Origin of the sequence: Amycolatopsis sp. NPDC047767, from assembly GCF_040704195.1 — a bacterium.
GTDB lineage: Bacteria > Actinomycetota > Actinomycetes > Mycobacteriales > Pseudonocardiaceae > Amycolatopsis.
Genome location: NZ_JBEYSJ010000036.1, coordinates 69,298 through 93,020, shown reverse-complemented (window position 1 = coordinate 93,020; position 23,723 = coordinate 69,298). Strand labels below are relative to the sequence as shown.

The following is a 23,723-nucleotide window of genomic DNA, read 5'->3' as shown; positions in this document are numbered from 1 at the left end:
GCGCGCCTGCTCGACGACGGCGGCGGGCAGGTCTTCGAACCGGACGCCGGCGGCGAACTCCCCGAGCCGGCCGGCGAGCGTGGTGGTCGGGTGCATGCCCAGCAGTGTGCAGTGCCCGCCGCCCCACCGCAAGGCATATGTCGGACGTTTAGTCTTCCATCTTCTCGTACAGCGGCCGCAGGCTGTGCAGGTGCTCGCGCGTGAGCCGCTCGGCCGCGTCGGCGTCGGCATCGGCCACGGCGCGGTGGATGTCGACGTGGTCGGCGTCGACCTGGTCCCACACGTCGCGCGGGATGCGGTCGCGGTGCAGCCGGCCGCGCAGCACGTCGTTGATCGGGCGGCACATCAGGTGCAGCAGCGGGTTGCCGGTGATGGCGACCAGCGTCGTGTGGAAGTCCCAGTGCACGACGAACCCGCTCGACGGGGCCAGCGCGGACGTGCTCGTCGTCGCCCCCGCCAAGGACTCCAGGCCCGCGGCGTCGGCCCGGGAAGCCGCCAGCCGCGCGGCCAGCGGCTCCAGGATCAGCCGCGCCTCGAGCAGGTTCTCCACGGTCATGCCCTGCGCGTTCACCAGTAGCCCCAGCGCCCCGCCGAGGTTCTCGGCGACGCTCAGCGCGTCCGGGCTCGACACGAAGGTCCCGCCGGTCGCGCCGCGCGTGGTGTCCACCAGGTGCTGGCTCGCGAGCAGCCGCAGCGCCTCGCGCACGGTACTGCGGCTGACGCCGAACAGCCGCGCAAGCTCGGCCTCGTTGGGCAGCCGCGTGCCGGCGGTCAGCTCACCGGTCAGGATCTGGTCCTTGAGCTGGTCGGCCACCTGGCGGTACGCCGCCTGGACGCGGCGCACCCGCAGGCCGGCCTGTGGGCCGGCGGTCTCGGTCATCGGTTCCCCCTCGGTCGGAAAAAGCGTGGTCCTCGAAGCGTAGGACATCGGGAACGAGCGTGGCACCAGCTGAGCGATTTAAATGTCTGAGGTATTGCCAACCGCAGGTCCGATGCGCATACTTCAGCGCAGATTCCCACCCGCCGACTCCCCGGAGGTGCCGTTTTGACGGTGCACGACGGCCGGCAAGGGCGCTACTACGAGGACTTCGCCGTGGGCGACGTCTACCGCCACCCGCTGGGTCGCACGATCAGCGAAGCGGACAACACGTGGTTCACCTTGCTCACCATGAACACCCACCCCGCGCACTTCGACGCGCACTACGCCGAGCGCACGCCGTTCGGCCGGATCCTGGTCAACTCGGGGCTCACGATCGCGATGCTGCTGGGCCAGAGCGTCTCGGACATCAGCCAGCGGGCGATCGCGAACCTCGCGATGACCGACGTGCGGCTCACGCATCCGGTCTTCGTCGGCGACACGCTCTACGGCGAGTCGATCTGCACCGCGAAGCGCGAGTCGGCCTCGAAGCCCTACGCGGGGCTCGTGTCCGTGCACACCCGCGGCCTCAACGGCGACGGTGACGAATGCCTGTCGTTCGACCGCACTGTGCTGGTGTACAAGCGATCCGAGGCCGACGCCATCGACTCGTTCCCCACCGCGAAGTCGGGACCGCTGACGCTGGGGGACCGCGCATGACCCGCCCCCTGCCGCTCGCCGACGTCCGAGTGCTCGCCGTGGAGCAGTACGGTGCCGGCCCGTTCGGCTCCGTGCACCTGGCCGACCTCGGCGCCGAGATCGTGAAGATCGAGGACCCCGGCACCGGCGGCGACGTCGGCCGCCACACCCCGCCCTACGCCGAGGACGGCGATTCGCTGTTCTTCGAAGCCTTCAACCGCAATAAACGGTCCGTGGTCCTCGACCTCACCGACCCCGCCGGCCGCGAGGTCTTCGAGGAGCTCGTGAAGGTCAGCGACGCCGTGTACTCGAACCTGCGCGGCGACGTGCCGGCGAAGATGCGCATCCGCTACGAGGATCTCAAGCACCTCAACCCGAAGATCGTCTGCTGCTCGCTCTCGGGTTACGGCATGACCGGCCCGCGCAGCGCCCAGCCCGGGTACGACTACCTGTTGCAGGGCCTGGCCGGCTGGATGTCCGTGACGGGTGAGCCCGACGGCCCGCCCACCAAATCGGGACTGTCCATGGTGGACTACACCGGCGGGATCGTGGCCGCGCTCTCGATGGTCACGGCCATCCACGCCGCCCGCCGCGACGGCGTCGGCACCGACTGCGACGTGAGCCTCTACGACACCGCGGTCGGCATGCTCACCTACCTCGCGACCTGGCACCTCAACCGCGGCTTCGAACCCGGGCGCACGCACCACTCCGCGCACCCGAGCCTGGTGCCGTTCCAGAACTTCGAGACGGCCGACTCGTGGGTCGTCATCGGCTGCGCGAAGCAGAAGTTCTGGGATCGCCTGGTGGCGGCCGTCGGCTCCCCGGCGTGGGCGGCCGACGAGCGGTTCTCGACGCCCGCCGGCCGCTACGCCAACTCGGCGGAATGCCTGGGGCACCTGGAGAAGGAGCTCCTCACGCGCACCACGGCCGAATGGCTGTCCGTGCTCGAACCGGCCGGCGTGCCGTGTGCGCCGATCAACACGATCCCGCAGGCGCTGGTGGAAGAACACACCGCGGCCCGGGGTCTCGTGGTGACAACCGAACATCCGCGGTTCGGTTCCGTACACCAGGTCGCCTCGCCCGTGCGCGCCGGCGAGCCGCGGACGGAGCACCACCGGGCTCCGTTGCTGGGCGAACACACCGCCGCAGTGCTGAGCGAGCTGCTCGGCACCTCCGAAGCGGACTACCAGGCGCTCGCGAGCCGAGGCGCCTTCGGAACGGACAGGAGCGCGCCGTGGATTTCACGCTGAGCCCCGACCAGGAGCAGTTCCGCGCGATCCTGCGCGACTTCGTCGACACGGAGATCGTGCCGGTGGCCCGCGACTGGGAACACGAAGGCCGCTACCCGGCCGAGATCGTCGCGAAGATGGCCGACCTCGGCCTGTTCGGGCTGATGATCCCCGACACCTACGGCGGCGGCGAAGCCGACTTCGTCTCGTTCACGCTGATGTTCGAGGAGATCTCACGCGGCTGGATGGGCATCGCCGGGATCCTGGGCAGCCATTCGCTCGCGTGCTGGATGCTCGCCCGGCACGGCACCGCCGAGCAGAAGCAGCGCTACCTGCCGGAACTGGCGACCGGGCAGCGTCGCACCGGCATCGCGCTGACCGAGCCCGACGCCGGCACCGACCTGCAGGGCATCCGCACCACCGCGACCCGCGACGGCGAAAGCTACGTGGTCAGCGGCACCAAGATGTGGATCACCAACGCCCGCCACGCCGACCCGTTGCCCGTGCTGGTGAAAACCGATCGCACCACCACACCGGCGCACAAGGGCATGAGCGTGCTGCTCGTGGACGCCGATTCGCCCGGCTTCCAGGTGACCCGGGACATCCCCAAGCTCGGCTACAAGGGCACCGAATCGTGTGAGGTCGTGCTCGACGAGGTCCGCGTGCCGGCGGCGAACCTGCTCGGCGGCGTGGAAGGCCGTGGGCTGCAGCAGGTGCTCTCGGCGCTGGAGGTCGGCCGCCTCAACATCGCCGGCCGCAGCCTCGGCATCGCTCAGCGCGCGTACGACGAGGCCCTCGCGTACTCCGCGCAGCGCAAGGCGTTCGGCAAGCCGATCGCCGAGTTCCAGGCCACGCAGATCCGCCTCGCCGAGATGGCGACGCAGCTGCAGGCCGCCCGGCTGCTCACCTACTGGTCGGCGTCCTCTTTGGACCGCGGCGAACGCTCCGACCTGCAGACGGGCATGGCCAAGCTGTTCGCCTCCGAGGTCGCCCTGCAGGCCGCGCAGGACTCCATGCGCGTGCACGGTGGTTATTCCTACTCCACGGAGTTCGAAATCGAACGCCTCTACCGCGACTCGATCCTCATGACGATCGGCGAGGGCACCAGCGACGTGATGCGCACTGTCATCGCGAAGTCGCTCATCGCGGGCAAGGGCCGGGTCGGGTGGTGACCCGCAGCGGGCTGTTCTGCCCCGGCGACCGCCCCGACCGCCTCACGAAGGCGGCCGCGGTGGCCGATGCGGTGATCGCCGACCTCGAAGACGCCGTTGCACCGCAAGCGAAAGCCGGCGCGCGGACGGCGGTGGCGGCCTGGCTGCGCGAACGGCCGGACCTCGCGCCGCGGACGTGGGTGCGGGTCAACAACGACCACCACCTCGAAGCCGACCTCGACGCCGTCACCACGCTGGGCATCGCCGGTGTCGTCCTGCCGAAAGCCGAGCTGGCGGCCGTCGCCGAGGTCACCGCGCGCACCGAGGTCCCCGTCTTCGCCCTGGTGGAGACGGCGAACGGCCTGCAGGAGCTGCCTGAACTCGCCCGCCACCCGGCCGTGACCCGGCTCGGGCTGGGCGAGTACGACCTCGCCGCGGAGCTCGGCACCGCCGCCCCGAGCCTCACCGAGAACACCGGACCACTCGCCTGGGCGCGGGCCCAGGTCGTGGTGGCCTCGGCCGCGGCCGGTCTCGCCCCGCCACCCGCCGCCGTGAGCGCGGAACTCGACGACCCCACCGGGTTCCGCGCCGACACCCTGGCGCAGCAGCGCGCCGGGTTCTTCGGCCGCCTGTGCGTCCACCCCGCGCAGGTCGCCCTCACCCACGAAGTCCTCGTCCCCACCACCGAGGAAGTCACGCATGCGCAGGACGTCCTGCGTGCGCTGGAAAACACCGAAAACGCCAAGAACACCGGGAACACCGGGAACACCGGGGTCGCCGTGGTCGCGGGACGGATGGTCGACGCGGCCGTCGTCCGCCGTGCCCGCCGCGTGCTCGCCCTGGCCGAAGCAGCCGATCAGCTGATCGAGGAGGACCAGCAGTGAAACGCATCGGAGTCGACGTCGGTGGCACGTTCACCGACCTGATGTACTGGGACGAGGACGGTGCCGTCGCGGTGCACAAGGTCCCGTCCACCCCGCACGATCCCGCACTGGCCACCATGGACGGGGTCCGGCAGCTGAGTGAGCGCCTCGGCATCGCGGTCTCGGACCTGGACCAGTTCCTGCACGGCACCACCGTGGCCACCAACATCGTGCTGGAGCACAACGGCGCGGACGTCGGCCTCATCACCACCGAGGGCTTCCGCGACATCCTGCACATCGCCCGCAAGAAGCGGCCGCTGAACTACTCGTCCTACCAGGACCTGCCGTGGCAGAAGTGGCAGCTCGTGCGCCGCCGCAACCGCCGCGTGGTGCCCGAGCGCATCGACTCCTCGGGCGCGGTCCTCGTGCCGCTCGACGAGGACGCCGTGCGCGAGCAGGTCCGGGTGCTGCGCGACAACGGCGTGCAGGCCATCGCGGTCTGTTTCCTGCACTCCTACCGCAACCCCGCCCACGAGCAGGCGGTGAAGCGGATCATCGAGCAGGAGTACCCCGACGTGTTCATCTCGCTCTCGAGCGAGGTCGCGCCGCAGTACCGCGAGTACGAGCGCTTCTCCACCACTGCGCTCAACGCGTTCGTCGGCCCCAAGGTTTCGCGCTATGTCGACAACCTCGCGAACACGACCCGTGCGGCCGGCGTGCGCGGCGAGGTCGGCCTGATGACGTCGGCCGGCGGCCTGATCACCGCGCGCGGCGCCGTGGACAACCCGGTGCTGCTGCTCACCAGCGGCGTCGTCGCCGGGCTGCTCGGCGGCTGCGCGATCGGTGAGGCGTCGGGCTTCCCGAGCGTGATCACGCTCGACGTCGGCGGCACCTCGGCCGACATCGGCGTGGCGCCCGACGGCAAGCTGCGCATGAAACACCTGCTCGACACGCGGATCGGCGACTACCACGCCATGGTCCCGATGGCCGAGGTCGACACCATCGGCGCCGGCGGCGGCTCAATCGCGTTCATCGACGAAGGCGGCATGTTCCGCGTCGGCCCGCGCAGCGCCGGCGCGACGCCCGGCCCCGCGTGTTACGGCCGCGGCGGCACCGAGCCCACGAGCACCGACGCCATGGTCGCGCTCGGCTGGCTGCGTGCCGACAGCTTCCTGTCCGGCACCATGGAGGTCGAACCGCAGCTCGCGGTGAAGGCGATCGACGAGCACATCGCCGAGAAGCTCGGCACGTCCGTGAGCCACGCCGCCATCGGCATCTTCCAGATCGCCGCCCACGCGATGACCGAGGCGATCAGCCTGCACTCGGTGCGCAAGGGCTACGACCCGCGCGACTTCTCGCTCGTCGCCGAGGGTGGCGCGGGGCCGCTGTACGCGTGGCACATCGCCGAACAGCTCGGCATCCCACGCGTGATCGTGCCGCACCACCCGGGCATCGCGTCGGCGATGGGCCTGCTGGCCACCGACATCCGCAGCGAGACCCCGGCGACGGTGTGGACCTCCTCGGCCGACCCCGACCTGGCGCGCATCACCGCGGAGTTCGACCGGCTCACCGCGCACGCCGTGGAGCAGCTCGGCGCCGACGGCCTCTCGCCCGAGGACGTCGTGATCGAGCGCAGCCTCGACTGCCGCTACATCGGCCAGGGTTACGAGCTGCGCGTGCCCGCCCCGTCCGGGGAGATCGACGCCGACTGGGTGGCCCGGGCGGCCGCGGCGTTCCACGATGTTCACGAACGAACGTATCTGCAGCGGTTCGACGACAAACCGGTTCACCTGGTGAACGTGCGCGTGACCGCCGTGGGCAAGGTCGGGCACGTGCCGCTGGCCGACGTCGAGGCGGGCGGCACCGACCCGTCGGCCGCGGTGAAGACCACCACCGACGCGGTGTTCTGGTCCGGCGCCGGCGAAGCCACGCCGTTTCCCACCAAGGTCTACGACCGTGCGCGGCTCAAGGCGGGCAACGTGCTCGAAGGTCCCGCGATCGTCGAGCAGTTCGACTCCACGACCATCATCGGCCCCGGTCAGCGCGCCACTGTCGACCGCGTCGGCCACCTCGTCATCGACACCGCCGCGGCCCAGCCCGGCCGAGCCATCGAAGGAGGCCAGCGGTGACCGCTCTCGACCCCGCCGGCGTTTCGCTCGCCGGAGTCGCCCCCGGCGACTTCACCACCGTCGACGTCGACCCGATCACCCTGCGCGTGATCGGCGGCGCGCTCAACTCCATCGCCAAGGAGATGGCCCAGATCCTCTACCGGATGGCGTACTCCAGCCTCATCCGGGAATCGGAGGACCTCGGCGCCGGCATCTTCGACGCCAACGGGCGCGAGCTGTGCGAATCCGACTCCACGCCGATGCACTGCGGCTCGATCCCGGCCTACATCCGCGGCATCAACCGCAAGCTGGCCGGCACCTACCGGCCCGGTGACGTGGTGCTGCACAACCACCCGTACCACGGCGCGGCGCACTCGCCGGACTACGGGATCATGATCCCGATCTTCTTCGGCGGCAAGCACATCGGCTTCGCGGGCTGCACCGGGCACGTGTCCGACATCGGCGGCAACTTCCCCGGCCTGTGCATGGACGTGGTCGACGTCTGGGCCGAGGGCAAGCTCATGGACGCGGTGAAGATCTACGACGGCGGCGTGCGCAACGAAGCCCTGATCCAGCACATCCTCGACAACGTGCGCACCCCCGAACAGAACGCCGGTGACCTCGAAGCGCTCATCGCGTGCGCTCGGCTGGGGGAGCGGCGCTTCCTCGAACTGCTGGAGCGCTACGGCCTCGACGTGGTGATGTCGGCGGCCGACAAGTGGATGGACTACTCCGAGGACATGCTGCGCCGCCGCATCCAGGAGATCCCGGACGGCAGCTACGAAGCACCGTTGTCCTTTTTGGACGACGACGGCAAGAACCGCGACGTCCCGCTCAAGGTCGCGGTGACGGTGAAGGTCGAGGGCAGCGACATCGTCGTCGACCTCACGGGTTCCCACGAGCAGGTGCCGACCGCGTTCAACGTGCCGTTCGAGGGTTCGGTGCTCCCGACCGTCGCGTCCGCCGTGCGCACGCTGCTGCTCGACGAGGCGCTCACCGAGGAGTTCGTGCCGCAGAACGACGGCTGTTTCCGCCCGGCCAAGGCGTACGCGCCGGAGGGCACGCTGTTCAACCCGGACTTCCCGGCTTCGTGCTTCGCGCGGTTCTCGCAGATCAACCGGATCTTCGACTCGATCAACCTGGCGCTGGCCGACGTGCTGCCGGACCGCGCCGTCGCGGGTTCGTCGGCGGCGCTGTGCGCGATCGCGTACTCCGGCCTGGCCGCCGACGGGCAGTCGTACTGGGTCTACATCGAGATCAACGAGGGCTCCTACGGCGCGCGCAACGGCAAGGACGGCCTCGACTGCGTCGACGCGCTGATGGCCAACACCCGCAACAACCCCATCGAAGAGCTCGAGCTCAACCACGCGATGATCGCGGAGCGTTACGAGCTGCGCGACGAGCCGCCCGCACCCGGCCGGTACCGCGGGGGCATCGGCAGCATCCGCAAGTGGAAGATGCTCACCGACACGTTCATCGGCTCGGAGGCGGACAACCGCACCGACCCGCCGCGAGGTCTCGCGGGTGGGCACGACGGCGTCGCGGGGTCGTTCGTGCGCAACGCGGGCACCGAGCGTGAGGAACTGCTGTACTCGAAGGTGACCCAGGAGAAGTGCGCCGCGGGCGACACGCTGGAGATCAAGCTGCCCTCCGGCGGCGGCTACGGCGATCCGTTCGAGCGGGACGCGCGCGACGTGCGCGAGGACGTGCTCGACGACTACCTCTCGGCCGCCGACGCCCGCGAGCACTACGGCGTGGTGCTCGACGCGCGGACACTGGCGCTCGACGAGGAGGCGACGGCCCGCGTGCGCGGGGCGCGGACGGGAGGCTGACGGTGGACACCGACCTCGCGCGGCGGCTGCGCGCCCTCATCACCGTGCTCCCGGGCCCGGCCGGCGGCCCGACCGCGACGGTGAAGGACAACATCGACGTCGCGGGCGTGGCGACCACGGCCGGTTCCGCGTCCTTCGCGACGGGTCCGGCCGAGGCCGACGCCGACGTCGTGCGGTCGCTGCGCGAGGCCGGGTACGCGGTGGTGGGCAAGACCAACCTGGCGGAGTTCGCGATGGGCGCGACCGGCCGCAACGCCGCGTTCGGCGACTGCCTCAACGCGTGGGACCCGGCGCGCATCGCCGGCGGCTCCAGCAGCGGCTCGGCGGTGGCCGTCGCGGCGGGGCTGTCGGACGTGTCGCTGGGCACGGACACCGGCGGTTCGGGCCGGATTCCCGCGTCGGTGAACGGGGTCGTGGGCGTGCGGCCGACGCTCGGCCGGGTCTCGAACCGCGGCGTGCTGCCGGTGAGCCCGTCGTTCGACACGGTGACGCCGATGGCTCGCGACGTCCGTACGGCCGCGGCGGTGCTGGCGGCGCTCACCGGAGCGGAGCCGCTGCCCGGGTCGGGTGCCCTGCCGCGGATCGGCGTGGCGGGCGGGTTTTTCGCCGCGGACGTCGATCCCGGCGTGGCTTCGGTGCTGCTCGCGGCCGTGGGTGTGTTCCGCGGACTCGGGGCGCAGGTGGTGCCGGTCGAGGTGCCGTCGGCCGCGGAGGCGCAGGGGCGGATGCTCGACGTGATGTACCCGGAGGCGGCGGCCGTGCACGCGGCTCGGCTGCGCGACGCGCCGGAGAGCATCGACCCCGACGTCCGGCGGCGGTTGCTGCTCGGGCTCGAGGTGCCCCCGGCGCGGACCGAGGCGGCGCGGGCGTGGCTGACCGGGTTCCGCTCGCGCGTGGACGCGGTGTTCACCGAGGTCGACGTGGTCCTGACCCCGACGATCCCGGTGGACGTACCACTGCGCGAGGGGGTGGACCTCGCGGCGTCGACGCGGGAGATCGCCCGGTTCACCTACGCGTGGTCGGCGTACGGCGGGCCGTCGCTGAGCGTGCCGGGCGGGGTGCACCCGTCGTCCGGGATGCCGGTGGGCGTGCAGCTCAGCGCCGCGCCGTGGCGGGAAGACGTGCTGCTGGGAGCGGCCGAGGCCTTCGAACGGGCGCGCGGCCCGCTGCGGTGACGCGCGGGGGGTCCACTGTGGCCGGTGGTGGACTTTTCGCGGACCCGATGTTTACGGGCTGGTAATGGGGTCTATCCGGTTCCCATGGCATCGGCGGCAGGGCCCGGCTGTCGAGCCCCAGGTCTCGCCGGTTGAGTATTACAGCCGGCGGGACCGCGCCGTGCGGTCCCGCTTCAGCGCACGCGCGTCCGCCGCTTGCGCCTGCGGCGGGCGGCGAGCGCGGCGAGCACCCGCGTCAGCCCGCGCCTGCGCACGACGAAACTCACGGACTCGGCCGGCCGGGACTCGGGCTGCCTGGCGGATCTGTCCACCTGGTGGAACCGGGCCAGCCCCTCCCGGAACGCCTCCGCGTCACCGCCCGCGTCGGGGTGGTGGGCGCGCACGAACTCCCGGTAAGCGGCCTTTTCCGCGGCCGACCAGGTGCGTCGTGGCCTGTCTGGCACCTGCTCACCTCCGGTCGTCCGTTCCAGCATATGGCCGCGTCTGAACTCGGACGGTTGAACCCTGGAGGCTCTGGGTACCTGCACTGCGCTCGATCATCGCCCGACAGGGGAGGGGCACCACCATGACGGAGGACTCGCGGCCGCCCGGCGCCGCCACGGCCGTGTTCAACGGCCCGGACACCGCGGAGGCCGCCCGGGTCACGCTCAGGGCCATGCTGGCCCACGTACCCGCTCCCGTGGTGGGCGACGCCGTGCAGCTCATGGACGAACTCGTCACCGACGCCACCCGCGACGGCGCCTCCTTCCGCGCCCTGCGCCTCGGCCTGGCCGCCCACCCGCCCCGCCTCCGCATCGACGTCGAACGCGACGAACCCGACGAGCCCAGCACCACGGGGATGTCCCCGGAACGCGTCGAAGGCCGCTTCCTCCTGGAGGAACTCGCGTCGACCTGGTGGTCCCACACGCTGGGCTCCATCTCGGTGACCCGCGCCGAGCTGGCTCTGCCGCTGCCGCGCTGATCAGCTGGCCCGGTCCACCCGCCGAAGCGCGGGTATGGCCGAGCGCCGCGGGTCTGGGCGTCGGATCCGCACCCTCGGCTCGATCTCGTGACTTGTGAGGCTCGGTCTGGCCTGCCCACCGGTCGCCTTCGCCACGCCGACCAGCGGGCCGGTTCCGCCCACCGTTCGTTCGGCCGCCGCGCCGCCAGTCGAGCCACGACTCTGGCTCGGTCTCGTGGTCTGCGCGGCTGGCTTTGCCTCCGCCCGTCGGTCGCCTCTGCGCCGGTCGGCGGGCTGCACTGCCGGCCGCAAGTCGCTGCCACGTCGGCTGCTTGGCCTCGGTGCCGCCCCAGCGCTGCCACTGCCGCGCTGATCAGCGGGCCAGGTCCACCCGCCGTTCGTCCCACACCGGTTCCGGGGTTTCGCGCACGACGCCGTCGGAGCCGAAGACCAGGTAGCGGTCGAAGGAGCGCGCGAACCAGCGGTCGTGGGTGACCGCGAGGACGGTGCCTTCGTAGGCTTCGAGGCCGGCCTGCAGGGCTTCGGCCGATTCGAGGTCCAGGTTGTCCGTCGGCTCGTCCAGGAGGAGGGCGGTGGCGCCGCCGAGTTCCAGGAGGAGGATCTGGAAGCGGGCCTGCTGGCCGCCCGACAGGCGGTCGAAGGGCTGGTCGCCCTGGCGTTCGAGCTCGTAGCGCCGCAGCACGGCCATGGCGCCGCCGCGGTCCTTGGCGTGGGTGGTCCAGAGGATGTCGACGAGGGTGTGGCCGGTGAGCTCCGGGTGGGCGTGCGTCTGGGCGAAGTGGCCCGGCACCACGCGGGCGCCGGTCTTCCACCGGCCCGTGTGCGCGACGTCGCCGCCCGCGAGCAGGCGCAGGAAGTGCGACTTGCCGGAGCCGTTGGAGCCGAGCACGGCCACGCGTTCGCCGAAGAAGATCTCCAGCGAGAACGGCTTCATCAGGCCCGTGAGCTCAAGGTTTTCGCACGTCACGGCGCGCAGGCCGGTGCGTCCGCCGCGTAGCCGCATGCGGATGTCCTGCCGGCGCGGCGGCTCCGGCGGCGGCCCGGCCTCCTCGAACTTCCGCAGGCGCGTCTTCGCGGCCTTGTAGCGGGACGCCATCTCGTCGCTGCGGGCGGCGTACTGCTGCATGTCGAGGACGAGCTTCTTCAGCTGCGCGTACTTCTCGGCCCAGCGCCGCTTCAGCTCTTCGTAGCGGGCGAAGCGATCGTCGCGCGCCTCGTGGTAGGTGGCGAACCCGCCGCCGTGCACCCACGCGTCGCTGCCGGCCGGGCCGGGTTCCACGCTCACGATCTTCTCCGCCGCCCGCGCGAGCAGCTCGCGGTCGTGCGAGACGAACAGCACCGTCTTGCGCGTCTCCGCCAGGCGCGCCTCGAGCCAGCGCTTGCCGGGCACGTCGAGGTAGTTGTCGGGCTCGTCGAGCAGCAGCACCTCGTCCGGGCCGCGCAGCAGCGCCTCCAGCACGAGCCGCTTCTGCTCGCCACCGCTCAACGTGCGCACGAGCCGCCACTGCGCCTTCTCGTATGGCACGCCGAGCGCGGCCGTGGTGCACACGTCCCAGGTCGTCTCCGACTCGTAGCCGCGCACCTCGGCCCAGTCGCTCAGCGCCTGCGCGTACTTCATCTGCGCGGCCTCGTCGTCGACGGTCAGCAGCCGCTCCTCGGCCGCGTCCACGGCCGCCGCGGCGGTGCGGATACGCTCGGGCGAGATCGACACGAGCAGGTCGCGCACGGTTCGCTCGTCGCGGACCGAGCCGACGAACTGACCCATCACACCCAGCCCGCCGGACACCGTCACCGTGCCGCCGTGCGGCTTCAGCTCACCGGAGAGCAGGCGCAGCAGTGTCGTCTTCCCGGCGCCGTTGGGGCCGACCAGCGCAACGACGGCACCGTCGGCAACCCGGAACGACACATCACCGAGCAGCGGCCGCCCGTCGGGCAGCGAGTAGTCGAGGTGCGCGACCTCCAGGTGACCCATGGACGCGCACTCTACCGGCGGGCCCGGCGGACCCCGTCCGATTTTCCGCCGGGCCCCGTGAACCTCACGAGTCCGAAGTGGACGGACTCACGCCTTCCGCTGCATGGTCCGGCGCGCCGGGTTGCCCTGCTCCGCCGCCTTCGGGTCCTTCTCGTCGGCCTTCGCGCGCACGCCGGACTCGATGCGGTCGCCGAGGTCCTTGTCCACGTTGTGCCAATAGTCGAACGCCCGCTGCAGCACCGGCTCACTCACCCCGTTCAGCAAGTGACCGACGATGTTGGAAACCAAACGTTCCCGCGCCGCGTCGTCGAGGACCTCGCGCACCATCGTGCCCGCCTGGCCCCAGTCGTCGTCCTCGGAGTGGTCGACGTAGGCCGAGCGCGTGATCTCGCCGTCGGCGTGCCAGCCGGCCGGGGTGCCGTAGCGCTCGACGTCGGCGCTCGGGCCGCCCTTCGAGTTCGGCGCGTACACCGGGTCGGACACCTTGGTGTAGCGCATCGCGCCGTCCTTGCTGTAGCTGTGCACCGGCGAGGTCGACGCGTTCACCGGCAGCTGCTTGTAGTTCGGCCCGATGCGGTAGCGGTGCGCGTCGGCGTAGGCGAACAGCCGGCCCAGCAGCATCCGGTCCGGGCTCGGCCCGATGCCGGGCACGAGGTTGCTGGGCTCGAACGCCGCCTGTTCGATCTCGGCGTGGTGGTCGGTGGGGTTGCGGTCGAGTGTCATGCGGCCGACCTCGATCAGCGGGTAGTCGCCGTGCGGCCACACCTTGGTGAGGTCGAACGGGTTGAACCGGTAGTCCGCGGCGTCGTCGAACGGCATCACCTGCACGGACAGCGTCCAGCTCGGGTGGTCGCCGCGCGCGATGGCCTCGAACAGGTCACGCGTGTGGTAGTCGGTGTCCGCCGACGCCATCTGGTCGGCCTCGTCCTGCGTGAAGAACTCCACGCCCTGATCGGTTTTGAAGTGGTACTTCACCCAGAACCGTTCGCCTTGTGCGTTCACCCACAGATAGGTGTGCGAACTGTAACCGTTCATGTGCCGCCATGTTCGCGGAACACCACGGTCTCCCATCAGCCAAGTGACCTGGTGCGCGGACTCAGGGGACAGCGTCCAGAAGTCCCACTGCATGTCGTGGTCGCGCAGGTTGTTGTCCGCCCGGCGTTTCTGCGAACGGATGAAGTGCTGGAATTTCAACGGGTCCTTCACGAAGAACACCGGCGTGTTGTTGCCGACCATGTCGTACACGCCTTCGCTCGTGTAGAACTTCAGTGCGAACCCGCGCGGATCGCGCCACGTGTCGGGGCTGCCGCGTTCGCCGGCGACCGTCGAGAACCGCGCCACCATCTCCGTTTTCGTGCCCGGCTGGAACACCGCGGCCTTCGTGTACGCGCTGACGTCGGCCGTCACCTCGAACCGGCCGAACGCGCCGCTGCCCTTCGCGTGCGGCTGGCGCTCGGGCACGCGTTCGCGGTTGAACTGCGCCATCTGCTCGATGAGATAGTGGTCCTGCAGCAGGATCGGTCCGCCCGGACCCAAGGTGAGCGAATGTTCGTCGCTTTCCACCGGGATACCGGCGTCGGTGGTTGTCCGTTCCGTCTGCGTCATTTCGCCATCTCCTCGTGGTGGGATTCGAACACGAGGCGGATACCCGGCGAACACGGACTCACACGTGGGAATTCGGTCCGGTAAAACTCAGTCGCGCCCCAGCAGCGTGTCGGCCACGTGCTGGAGATGACGCCGCATGTGTTCGCCGGCGCTCACCGGATCCCGGTCCCGCAGCGCTTCGACGATCAACGTGTGTTCGTCGTGGTAACACGACCGCAGCTCCGGTGTGGACGTACGCCGCTTGAGGCTGCCCCACACCGGCAGTGAGCGCGCGGTGTTCATCACGTCGAACATGTTCATCAGCAACCCGTTGTGGGCGGCGACGGCGATCGCGCGGTGCAGCCCGGCGTCCGCGCGCTCGAAGCCCTCGAAGTCCCCGGCCGCCGCACCCGCGCCGAGCGCGGTCCCGATCCGGTCGAGGTCCGCCTGCGTGGCCACCCGCGCGGCCAGCGTCGCGACCTGCGGTTCCAGTAGCTGGCGCACCTGCATGATCTCGGCCGGGCTCGTGTCGGCGGGCGCGGGCTCGACGTGCTGCGCCGCGATGTCGGTGAGGAACGTGCCGCGCCCGACGTGCCGGATCACCAGCCCGTCGCGCTCCAGCGAGTCGAGTGCGCGCCGCACGGCACTGCGCGGCGCGGAAAGCCGCTGCACGAGGTCGCGCTCCGTGGGCAGCTTGGCGCCCGGGCCGAGGCTGCCGTCGGCCGCGCCTTCGTCGAGCAGCGCGCGCAGGGCGTGTTCCACCGTGGTCATGGGCGCACTCTACCGGACGACTTGCGACCAATCGAGACCAATAAACCCAGTCGGGACCAGAACAAGTCCTGCATATCGACAACAGGTACCGAACCGCGTACGGTCGATCACGTCCACATTGGTTCACATTGGTTCAGATTGGTCTCACATGAAGCTGGTGACCTTCTCCGCCCGGAACTCCACCGGCGACGCCGACCGCGTCGGGGTCGTGACCGGCGAAGGCGAGGTCCAGGACGTCACCGATCTCGCGCCGGGCGGAACGCTCCTCGGCGCCGTCGAACGCTGGGGCGAGGTCGGGACCATCCTCACCGACCAGGCCGCGGACCGCACGCCGGTACCCCTCGCCGACGTGCGGCTCCGCGCGCCGTTCCCCACGCCTCGGCGCAACATCTTCTGCGTCGGCAAGAACTACCGCGAGCACGCCGCGGAGTTCGGCCGCAGCGGCTACGACAGCCCGGACCGCTCGGAGGACCTGCCGACGCGGCCGATCCTGTTCTCCAAGGCCACCACGGCCGTGATCGGCCCTGACGACGACATCGACCCGCACACCGGCCTCACCTCCGAGCTCGACTACGAGGGCGAGCTCGCCGTGATCATCGGCCGCGGCGGCCGCGGCATCACCCGCGAGGCCGCGGCGGAGCACGTCTGGGGCTACACGATCCTCGACGACGTCACCGCCCGCGACCTGCAGCGCGACCACCGCCAGTGGCTGCTCGGCAAGTCGCTCGACACGCACTGCCCGATGGGCCCGTACGCGGTGACCGCCGACGAGATCCCCGACGTGACCGCGCTGGAGGTCGAAACCACCGTCAACGGCGAACGCCGCCAGCACGCCCGGGTCAAGGACCTCATCTTCGACATCCCCGAGCTGATCGCCACCCTCTCGGCCGGCATCACGCTGCTGCCCGGCGACGTCATCGCCACCGGCACGCCCGCCGGCGTCGGCATCGGCTTCGACCCGCCGAAGTTCCTGGCCGGCGGCGACGTCGTCGAGGTGACCATCACCGGTCTCGGCGTGCTGCGCAACCGGGTCGCCCCCAACCCTGTCGCCTGAATCCCGTACCGAAAGGAGCCCGCATGAAGATCAACGGAACGGACCTCGCGGTCGAGGTCGAGGGCAGCGGCCCCGCCGTGCTGCTCGTGCACGGCCTCGGCGGCACCGGCAACTTCTACCAGGTCCAGGCCGGCGCGCTGGCCTCGAGCCACCAGGTGATCCGCGTCGACTCCGCGGGCGCCGGGCGCTCCGGCCTGCGCGAGGGCATCGGCATCGAGTCGCACGCCGACGACCTGGCCGCCGTGCTCGACCAGGTCGGCGTCGCGTCCGCGGCCGTGGTCGGGCACTCGATGGGCACGCTCGTCGCCCGCAGCTTCGCGGCCCGTCACCGGGACAAGGTGACCGCGCTGGCGCTGCTCGGCGCCGTCGCGGAGCCGCCCGAGGCCGGCCGCAAGGCCCAGCACGACCGCGCGGCCCTGCTGCGCGCGGAAGGCACCGCAGCGGTGGCCCCGGGCGTCGTCGCCAACGCGTTGTCGGAAGCCACCCGCCGCGACAAGCCCGAGGTGGCGGCGTTCGTGCGGGAGCTCGTGATGCGCCAGGACGCCGAGGGCTACGCCCGCAACTGCGAAGCGCTCGCGGCCGCGATCGACCCCGGGCCCGTCGACCCCGCGTTGCCGCTGCTGCTGATCACCGGCGCCGACGACAAGGTCGGCCCGCCCGCCGTGAGCGAGGCGCTCGCCGCCGCCCACGGCAGTGCGAACGTGGAGGTGCTGCCGGACGTCGGGCACTGGACCGCGCTGGAAGCCGCCACCGACGTCACCTCGATGCTGCTGAAGTTCCTGTAACCACACCGTTTCGCGCCTCAACGACGAGGAGGAACCACCGTGCCGCTCACCGCCGACAAAACCCTGTTCCGCGACGTGTCCATTCTGGACTCCACGGGCGCGCTGCCCTACCGGGGCGACGTGCTCGTGGACCACGACCGCATCACCGCCGTCGGCACCGTGGAAACGGCCGCGGCCGAGGGCTCGCGGGTGATCGAGGGCCGCGGCCGCACGCTCATGTCGGGGCTGTGCGACGCCCACACCCACTTCACCTGGAACAACAGCGCCGACCTCGACGGCCTGGCCGCCCTGCCGGTGGAGGAGCACCTGCTGTTCGCCGTGGAGTCGGCCAAGTCCTATCTGGACTCCGGCTACACGATGTGCCTGGGCGCCGCGTCGGCGAAGGACCGGCTCGACGTCGTGTGCCGCGACGCGATCAACGCCGGGCGGATCCCCGGCCCGCGCTACCTCGCCAACGGACCCGAGATCGCCGTGACGGGCGGTGAGCTCGTGAAGGGCATCACCTGGTTCGCCGACGGGCCCGACGAGATGCGCAAAGCCGTGCGGCGCCTCATCGAGATCGGGGTCGACCAGATCAAGCTGTCGATGACCGGCGAGGAGATCACCGGCACGCAGCGCGCCGAGGACACCTACATGTCCGACGAGGAGGTGGCGATGGCCGTCACCGAAGCGCACCGGCGGGGCAAGCGGGTGTGCGCCCACGCGCGCAGCGCCGAGAGCGTGAAGATGTGCGTGCGCCACGGCGTCGACATCGTCTACCACGCCAGCTTCACCGACCCGGAGGGCATGGATCTGCTGGAGCAGGCCAAGGACTGGGTGTTCGTGGCGCCGGGCGTCAACTGGCTCGTCGCGACGCTGTACGAAGCCGCCGACTTCGGGTTCCCGCAGGAGGCGGCCGAAGCCGTCGGCTACAAGCGCGAGCTGGAGAAGGCGACGGCGGCGATGATCGAGATGCACCGGCGCGGCATCCGCGTGCTGCCCGGCGGTGACTACGGCTTCGCCTGGACGCCGCATGGCACCTACGCGCGCGACCTGCAGCACTTCGTCGAGCGCTTCGAGTTCACGCCCATGGAGACCATCATCGCCGCCACCGCGCAGGGCGGCGAGATCATGCTGCGCGGCGACGAGCTCGGCAAGGTCCAGCCCGGCTACCTCGCCGACCTGCTGCTCGTGGACGGCGACCCGCTCGCCGACATCACCGTGTTGCAGGACAAGGAAAAGCTCCACGCCATCATGAAGGACGGCCGGTTCCACAAAGACCCGGCCTGACGCCTTCCGCGGTGTGCCGCCCCGCCGGGGGCGGCGCACCGGGAGCGCTCACCGGAGGGCGCGAAGCAAGCCGGTGCGGTCGTGGCAGCCGAGGTAGCGGAACTCCTGCTCGTCGGCGTCGGTCACGGTGACCTCGTGGTAGAGCCGCAGCCGTGCCGCCGGTCCCATCGTGGACAGGTACTTCGTCGCGGCGCGGAAGATCGCGACGTGGGTCGGGTGCGATTCGGCCCATGCCTCGAGCTCGGCGAGGCTGTGCCACCAGCTCATCCCGTAACTCTTGTCCGTTTCGGCACCGGTTTCGTCGGTGACGCGCACGTACCGGTTGGCGTAGCAGCCGATGCCGAGCCCGTCGTCGCGCAGGAACTCCATCCCCGCGCGCAGCACGGGTTCCACGTCGCCGAGGTACATCCCGCGTTCGTCGCCCTCGGTGTCGGTCCACTCCTGCCCGGAGCGGATGAGGCACAGGTTGCCCTGCGGCCGCACGGTGACGACGCCGGTCTCCGGATCGGTCGCCGCGGCCGGCCGGGCGCCGGGTTCGAGCCGGTCGGTCTGGGCGACCGGCAGCCGGTCGCGGGCGCCGCCCCAGTAGCCGTGTTCGTGGATCTCGCCGCTGAGCTTCTCGGCGGCCACGGACACGCCTTCGGTGCGGTCGCTGGAGAACAACGTCTCGAACCGCCGCACGGTGGGGCGCACGACCTCGCTGAAGAACCCGGCGTCGGGGGACCGGTGCTGCGGGCCGGTCCACGCTTCGCGGGCCTTGGCCCAGCCGTCGTACTCGGCGGGTTCGGTCCAGTAGAACGTGGTGAGCACGGTCGCGTAGCCGGCCTCGTCCACGAATCGCGCCCGGTCGTGGTGATCGGGCGCGTGCTCGCCCGAATGTGCGGAATCGAGCGCCGCGAGTGCGGCGACCACCACCGGCGGTGGCTCCGGTGTTCGGTACTGCACACCGAGGTACGCCATCACCACCTGGTCGACGGCCGGGTCGAAGCGCGCGGAGAACGACGGGTACGGCGGGTGGAAGCTGTCCGGCTTGCGGCGCGGGTGGACCCGGTCGACCCGCAAGTGCTCGGCGATCGAGGATTCCACGGCGTCACCCCGCCGTTTCGTGGTGGGTCATGGTGGCCTCCGGAGAACGTGGTGCCGGTTGTTGCCGACCGAACGTAGGCACGGAGGCCGCCTGTGACTTGCTTCACAGCGCACCGGGAGTTGTTGCACAGCGCACGTGCGATTCCGAACGTCCGATTGCGAACACCTCGAACATCTAGAACATCACCCGCTCCACAGTGGACTCGGAGCGTGGCCCTGGGTGTGGGAACCAGTGTGCGGATTCGAACAGGACGCACACCCGCCGGCTCACACCGTCGCGGTCAGCTCCGGGTACAGCGCCTCCACCGGACCGGACAGGTTCTCCTTGATGTCCCGCGACGTCTGGTCCGCCAGCACCTCGAGCGCGCCCGCTTCCAGGCCGTCGTAGATCGCCGCCACGATGTCGCGCGGGTCTTCCTTCTCGACCGTCAGCGCCTTGGTCATCGGCGTGTCGGTGTAGCCGAGGTGCGCGCCGAGCACGTGGGTCTTCTGGCCGGCGAGGTCGAGCCGCAGCGAGTTGGTGATCTGCCACAGCGCCGCCTTGCTCGACGAGTACGCGCCCGGCTTGGCCAGCCAGCTCAGCGCCGAGTGGATGTCGACCAGCGCGCCGCCGCCGTTGGCCGCCAGCACGGGCGCGAACGCCTGCGCGACGGCCAGTGCACCGAAGACGTTCGTCTCGTACACCGCGCGCACCTCGGCCAGCGGCACGGTGAGCAGGCTCTGCCGCCCGCTGACACCCGCGTTGTTCACCACCACCGTGGTGTCCGAGGCGGCCGCGGCCGTGGCGGCGACCGAGGCCTCGTCGGTGACGTCGAGGGCGAGCGGCACCACTCGCTCGTCGTCCCACTGGCGCGGGGTGCGCGCGGTGGCGTACACGCGCCGGGCCCCGCGCTCCAGCGCCTGGTTGACGAACTCGATGCCGAGCCCGCCGTTGGCCCCGGTGACCAGGACAACCGCATCCTGCAGACGTGTCATGACTTCCTCCGGATCTCTTGCTTGGTAATTCCAAGCTAGCAAGCTGACTCCGAAATGCCAAGTGTGACGTACGATGGGGTCATGAAGGCCATGGCGATCCCGACCAACAGCCGCTGCTCGATCGCGCGCAGCCTGGAGGTGCTCGGGCAGAAGTGGAGCCTGCTGATCGTCCGCGAGGCGTTCCGCGGGCGGACCCGCTTCGCCGAGTTCCAGAAGATCGGCGTGCCGACGGATCTGCTCGCGTCGCGGCTGGAATCCCTGGTCGAGGCTGGAATCCTGGCCCGGCGGCCGTATCAGGAGCCGGGGCAGCGGGCCCGCGTCGAGTACGTGCTCACGACCGTCGGCGAGGACCTGCTGCCGGTGCTGGCCGCGCTGTCGGAGTGGGGTGACGAGTACCTCCCGACCGGCCACGGCCCGGCGACGGTCTACGTCGACACCACCGACGACCGGCCTGTGCACCTGGCTTTCGTCGACGAAGACGGCCACGTCGTCAACTCGGCGAAGGTCGCTTACCGCAACGGACCGGGGGCTCTCGAAGACTGACGCGTCAGGTGCGGTCGGCGAGCACGTCGTCGGCGTCGGTGCTCAGCGCCAGGTCGCGCTGGGCGGTGAGCGTTTCGAGGCGTTGCCGCCACGCTGTGGTGATGGCCTCGTAGGCCGCAGCGCCGAAGACCAGCCGCCGGGGCGCGGGTGTGGTGCTCGCGGAGGTGATGATCGCGCGCGCGATCTTCGCCGGATCGCCCGCGACGGCGTGGCGCAGCGTGGTCTCGTCCATCCCGCCCGCGAGCGCGCCGCGCACCTGGCCGAGCGCGCCGTCCGCGTAGGCGGGCAGCGGTTCGGCCTGCGCGATGTTCGCGTTGAACGCCGTGCGCGTGCCGCCCGGGGCGATCAGCGTCACCGAGATCCCGAACGCCGCCAGCTCCACCGCCGCCGACTCGAAGAACCCCTCGATGCCGAACTTCGACGCGTTGTACACGCTCATGCCCGGGTCGGGCACGTGACCGCCGGAGCTGGACATCTGAATGATCCGCCCGCCGCCCTGCGCGCGCAGCCGCGGCGTGACCGCGCGCGTGAGGTGGATGGGCCCGAGCAGGTTCACGGCGAGCTGCCGGTTCAGCAGCTCGTCCGACAGCTCCTCGGCGGCGCCGAGCGCACCGAAGCCCGCGCTGGAGAACACGACGTCGATGCGGCCGAGCTCGGTGAAGGCCTGCTCGACGACCGCGTGGACGACCCGAGAGTCGGTGACGTCGAGCTCCGCGGTCCACAGCCGATCGCCGTGCTGCCCGGCGAGCTCTTTCAAGGCCGGGCTCAGTTCGCGGCTCGTGCCGGCGACGCGGTGGCCGCCGGCCAGCAGCTGGGCGGTGACCTCGAGCCCGAAGCCGGAGCCGGCGCCGGTGACGAACCAGGTCTGGGTGGGAGCAGGCACGACGGAGTCCTTTCGGTAGACGTCCGCCAATGTAGTCACCGACAACAATCTAGTCAACGACTACATATGCCGCTCAGTCGAAGCTCGAGTCGTCTCCCCAGACCTTGTCCTGCGACGATTCACTCGACGGCGACACGCGGATCACGGCCCCGGTGGGGTCGACGTCCAGCGCGGTGACGGTGATCCGGTTGGCCAGGCTCACGTACCCCTCGCCGCGGAAGTGGCCCTTGATGTCGGGCAGCTCGGTGCGGTCGACGGCGAAGTCCAGCCGGTCCGGCGGCGACAACGTGAGCGTCAGCCGGCGCGTGCCGAACCGCGCGTCCAGCGGCACGGTCACCGAACCGTGGATGAGGACGTCACACGAGCCGTCGCGGCACGCGGCGAGGTCGGACCCGTCTTTCGCGGCCAGTGCAGCCGACGTCGTCGTGGTGGGCTCCGCCGGGACCGTCGAGACGGAAGGCGGCGTGACGATCGGCTCGGGCGGCGGCGGAGGTGGTTGCGGCGGCATCGAGCAGCCCGCCGCGAGCAGCAAGAACGTGCAGGCGAGCGCTTTTCTCATGCGCTCTTGGTAGCACCTCGCCGGGCCGGCGGCCGGAAGTTTCGCGGATTCCGGGGCCGCCGCGCCCGGCGAGGCGGCCCCGGAACCGGGCCCGGTCAGGCGGGGTTGTCGCCGTGGGTCAGGGTCTCCCACGAGACGAACAGGTTGTTGCTGCCCTGGGGGCGGTGGCTCGTCGTGTAGGCCTGGGTGTTGGTCATGGCGATGCCGAGGCGGTTGTGCAGCGCGTTGTACCCGACCTCGGTCACGGGGCCGAGACCGCGCTTGACGGTGCCGCCGCACAGCCACGACGGGGGAGCGGTGAGCTCGTACTTGGTCTGGAAGCCCAGCGCCTGGCGCAGCCGCTCGCCGATGTCGGTGCCGTAGAGATCCTGGCCCTGGATGCGGGACGTCTCGGCCACCTCGGCGATCGCGGCGATGCCGTAGCCGGTGTGGACGAAGTCGCGGCAGGTTTCCTGGGTGAGGCCGTCGACGAAGGTGGACTGGCCCTGCCAGTAGCCGACGATCTGGTCACGGGTGTTCAGGCCGCTGCCGGGCACGGTCTTGGGCAGGGCGCCGTCGGAGCTGAGGTAGATGAACGCCGGCACGCGGTTGCGGTAAATCGACATGCCGCGGTCGTAGATCGTCTTGTCCTCGAGGAACACGCCGATGCCGACGATCGCCTCGGCGATGCTGAGCTCCCAGTTGCCGGTGCGCCCGTCGCTGCCCTGGATCTCGTTGTAGTACACGTTGCGCAGCATCGTGGCGAATCGCCCGGAGTTCGGCCAGGTCCCGTAGGCGTACTTGATGATCTCCGCCGCGCGCGGCCACGTCGAGGCCGACCACGCGGTCTGCAGGTGCGCGTTGTCGCTGGTGTGGTCCTTGATGGTCGCCGACCACGCGTCCATGATCTGGATGGCCTTGTCGGCGTACCGCACGTCGCGGGTCACGTACCAGGCCAGGGACTGCGTGTACGCCGCGATCGCGTCTTCCCGCTCGTCGGTGCAGCCGTTGTTGGGCATCGAGCTGGGCCCGCAGTCGACCACGGCCCGCGGGTGCGGCGTGTAGGACAGCGACGCGTACTTCGAGCCCATCATCGAGTCATATGCTTGTTTCTGCGGTTGCGTGCCGGCCTGCACGCGCTGGCGCATGGTGTCCAGCTGGGCCCGGCTCACCAGCACGCCGGGGTGTGTGAAGGTGGCCGGCGCGGTCGGGGCCGCGGGTGTGGCCGGCTGGGCGGAGGCGGCCGGGCCGGTGGCGATCACCACGGCGGTGGCGGCCGCGGCCGCCAGGCAACGAACGAACTTCCGGTGCATGAGCTGCCCTTCGTCCACGACTTTGAGAACAGGGCGCAGGCTGGCGGACCGTGCGTGAAAACCGAATTTACTTCAC

22 protein-coding genes are annotated in these 23,723 nt (G+C 70.7%); 12 read left to right on the top strand and 10 right to left on the bottom strand.

Annotated elements, in window-relative coordinates; translation table 11 throughout:
- Positions 1-148: 148 nt before the first annotated feature.
- On the bottom strand, positions 149-880 hold the full coding sequence (locus AB0878_RS40825) for an FCD domain-containing protein (RefSeq protein ID WP_366586914.1): 732 nt from the start codon (positions 878-880) through the stop codon (positions 149-151).
- 171 nt (positions 881-1,051) lie between these two features.
- Between AB0878_RS40825 and AB0878_RS40820 the strand changes: the two genes are divergently transcribed.
- The 7 genes from AB0878_RS40820 to AB0878_RS40790 are packed head-to-tail and all read left to right on the top strand — an operon-like array spanning position 1,052 to position 9,913.
- Positions 1,052-1,576 carry a MaoC family dehydratase gene (locus tag AB0878_RS40820; RefSeq protein WP_364046666.1) on the top strand — a complete coding sequence of 175 codons (525 nt, stop codon included), beginning with the start codon at positions 1,052-1,054 and terminating at the stop codon, positions 1,574-1,576.
- Positions 1,573-2,805 (top strand): CoA transferase, encoded by a 1,233-nt coding sequence (locus tag AB0878_RS40815; protein WP_366586911.1) that lies wholly within the window; start codon positions 1,573-1,575, stop codon positions 2,803-2,805. The genes AB0878_RS40820 and AB0878_RS40815 overlap by 4 nt, the downstream gene beginning before the upstream one ends.
- The gene (locus AB0878_RS40810; protein WP_366586908.1) at positions 2,790-3,956 is read left to right on the top strand and encodes an acyl-CoA dehydrogenase family protein; all 1,167 of its coding nucleotides are present in this window, start codon (positions 2,790-2,792) and stop codon (positions 3,954-3,956) included. Before AB0878_RS40815 ends, AB0878_RS40810 begins: the two co-directional genes overlap by 16 nt.
- Positions 3,950-4,819, top strand: coding sequence for an aldolase/citrate lyase family protein (locus AB0878_RS40805; RefSeq protein WP_366586905.1), 870 nt, complete (start codon positions 3,950-3,952; stop codon positions 4,817-4,819). Before AB0878_RS40810 ends, AB0878_RS40805 begins: the two co-directional genes overlap by 7 nt.
- Positions 4,816-6,927 carry a hydantoinase/oxoprolinase family protein gene (locus AB0878_RS40800; RefSeq protein ID WP_366586902.1) on the top strand — a complete coding sequence of 704 codons (2,112 nt, stop codon included), beginning with the start codon at positions 4,816-4,818 and terminating at the stop codon, positions 6,925-6,927. Before AB0878_RS40805 ends, AB0878_RS40800 begins: the two co-directional genes overlap by 4 nt.
- Positions 6,924-8,738: a hydantoinase B/oxoprolinase family protein gene (locus AB0878_RS40795; RefSeq protein WP_366586899.1), complete on the top strand. Its 1,815-nt coding sequence runs from the start codon at positions 6,924-6,926 to the stop codon at positions 8,736-8,738. The genes AB0878_RS40800 and AB0878_RS40795 overlap by 4 nt, the downstream gene beginning before the upstream one ends.
- Positions 8,739-8,740: 2 nt before the next feature.
- Complete coding sequence (locus AB0878_RS40790; RefSeq protein WP_366586896.1) at positions 8,741-9,913, top strand: amidase; 1,173 nt, start codon at positions 8,741-8,743, stop codon at positions 9,911-9,913.
- Positions 9,914-10,086: 173 nt separating this feature from the next.
- Here the strand turns inward: AB0878_RS40790 and AB0878_RS40785 are convergent, their stop codons facing one another.
- The gene (locus AB0878_RS40785; protein WP_366586893.1) at positions 10,087-10,356 is read right to left on the bottom strand and encodes a hypothetical protein; all 270 of its coding nucleotides are present in this window, start codon (positions 10,354-10,356) and stop codon (positions 10,087-10,089) included.
- 122 nt (positions 10,357-10,478) lie between these two features.
- Between AB0878_RS40785 and AB0878_RS40780 the strand changes: the two genes are divergently transcribed.
- On the top strand, positions 10,479-10,874 hold the full coding sequence (locus AB0878_RS40780) for a hypothetical protein (RefSeq protein ID WP_366586891.1): 396 nt from the start codon (positions 10,479-10,481) through the stop codon (positions 10,872-10,874).
- Positions 10,875-11,226: 352 nt separating this feature from the next.
- Here AB0878_RS40780 and AB0878_RS40775 read toward each other — a convergent pair whose 3' ends face one another.
- From AB0878_RS40775 to AB0878_RS40765, 3 genes are all read right to left on the bottom strand, one after another.
- A complete protein-coding gene (locus AB0878_RS40775) occupies positions 11,227-12,846 on the bottom strand; it encodes an ATP-binding cassette domain-containing protein (RefSeq protein ID WP_366586888.1) in 1,620 nt (539 codons plus the stop codon).
- Between the two features lie 87 nt (positions 12,847-12,933).
- Entirely contained in the window at positions 12,934-14,451 is a 1,518-nt protein-coding gene (locus tag AB0878_RS40770; RefSeq protein WP_366586885.1) for a catalase, read from the bottom strand.
- An 87-nt stretch (positions 14,452-14,538) separates the two neighbouring features.
- Positions 14,539-15,201 (bottom strand): FCD domain-containing protein, encoded by a 663-nt coding sequence (locus AB0878_RS40765; RefSeq protein ID WP_366586883.1) that lies wholly within the window; start codon positions 15,199-15,201, stop codon positions 14,539-14,541.
- 148 nt (positions 15,202-15,349) lie between these two features.
- On the opposite strand from AB0878_RS40765, the gene AB0878_RS40760 reads away from it, so the two are divergent.
- From AB0878_RS40760 to AB0878_RS40750, 3 genes are read left to right on the top strand one after another with little or no spacing between them, the layout of a single operon-like run.
- Positions 15,350-16,255 (top strand): fumarylacetoacetate hydrolase family protein, encoded by a 906-nt coding sequence (locus AB0878_RS40760; protein WP_366586881.1) that lies wholly within the window; start codon positions 15,350-15,352, stop codon positions 16,253-16,255.
- A 23-nt stretch (positions 16,256-16,278) separates the two neighbouring features.
- Positions 16,279-17,040 (top strand): alpha/beta hydrolase, encoded by a 762-nt coding sequence (locus AB0878_RS40755; RefSeq protein ID WP_366586879.1) that lies wholly within the window; start codon positions 16,279-16,281, stop codon positions 17,038-17,040.
- A gap of 39 nt (positions 17,041-17,079) precedes the next feature.
- Complete coding sequence (locus AB0878_RS40750) at positions 17,080-18,309, top strand: amidohydrolase family protein (RefSeq protein ID WP_366586877.1); 1,230 nt, start codon at positions 17,080-17,082, stop codon at positions 18,307-18,309.
- A 48-nt stretch (positions 18,310-18,357) separates the two neighbouring features.
- On the opposite strand, the gene AB0878_RS40745 is transcribed toward AB0878_RS40750, so the two are convergent.
- Both AB0878_RS40745 and AB0878_RS40740 read right to left on the bottom strand, forming a co-directional pair.
- A complete protein-coding gene (locus tag AB0878_RS40745; protein ID WP_366586874.1) occupies positions 18,358-19,395 on the bottom strand; it encodes a phenylacetaldoxime dehydratase family protein in 1,038 nt (345 codons plus the stop codon).
- A 267-nt stretch (positions 19,396-19,662) separates the two neighbouring features.
- A complete protein-coding gene (locus tag AB0878_RS40740) occupies positions 19,663-20,370 on the bottom strand; it encodes an SDR family oxidoreductase (RefSeq protein ID WP_366586871.1) in 708 nt (235 codons plus the stop codon).
- Between the two features lie 81 nt (positions 20,371-20,451).
- On the opposite strand from AB0878_RS40740, the gene AB0878_RS40735 reads away from it, so the two are divergent.
- Complete coding sequence (locus tag AB0878_RS40735; RefSeq protein ID WP_366586867.1) at positions 20,452-20,913, top strand: helix-turn-helix domain-containing protein; 462 nt, start codon at positions 20,452-20,454, stop codon at positions 20,911-20,913.
- Positions 20,914-20,917: 4 nt separating this feature from the next.
- Here AB0878_RS40735 and AB0878_RS40730 read toward each other — a convergent pair whose 3' ends face one another.
- The 3 genes from AB0878_RS40730 to AB0878_RS40720 all read right to left on the bottom strand — a co-directional run bounded on the left by AB0878_RS40730 (position 20,918) and on the right by AB0878_RS40720 (position 23,665).
- Positions 20,918-21,796, bottom strand: a complete 879-nt coding sequence (locus AB0878_RS40730) for an SDR family oxidoreductase (RefSeq protein WP_366586864.1) — start codon at positions 21,794-21,796, stop codon at positions 20,918-20,920.
- A 73-nt stretch (positions 21,797-21,869) separates the two neighbouring features.
- Entirely contained in the window at positions 21,870-22,355 is a 486-nt protein-coding gene (locus AB0878_RS40725; protein ID WP_366586861.1) for a hypothetical protein, read from the bottom strand.
- A 95-nt stretch (positions 22,356-22,450) separates the two neighbouring features.
- Positions 22,451-23,665, bottom strand: a complete 1,215-nt coding sequence (locus AB0878_RS40720) for an alginate lyase family protein (protein WP_366586858.1) — start codon at positions 23,663-23,665, stop codon at positions 22,451-22,453.
- Positions 23,666-23,723: the final 58 nt, after the last annotated feature.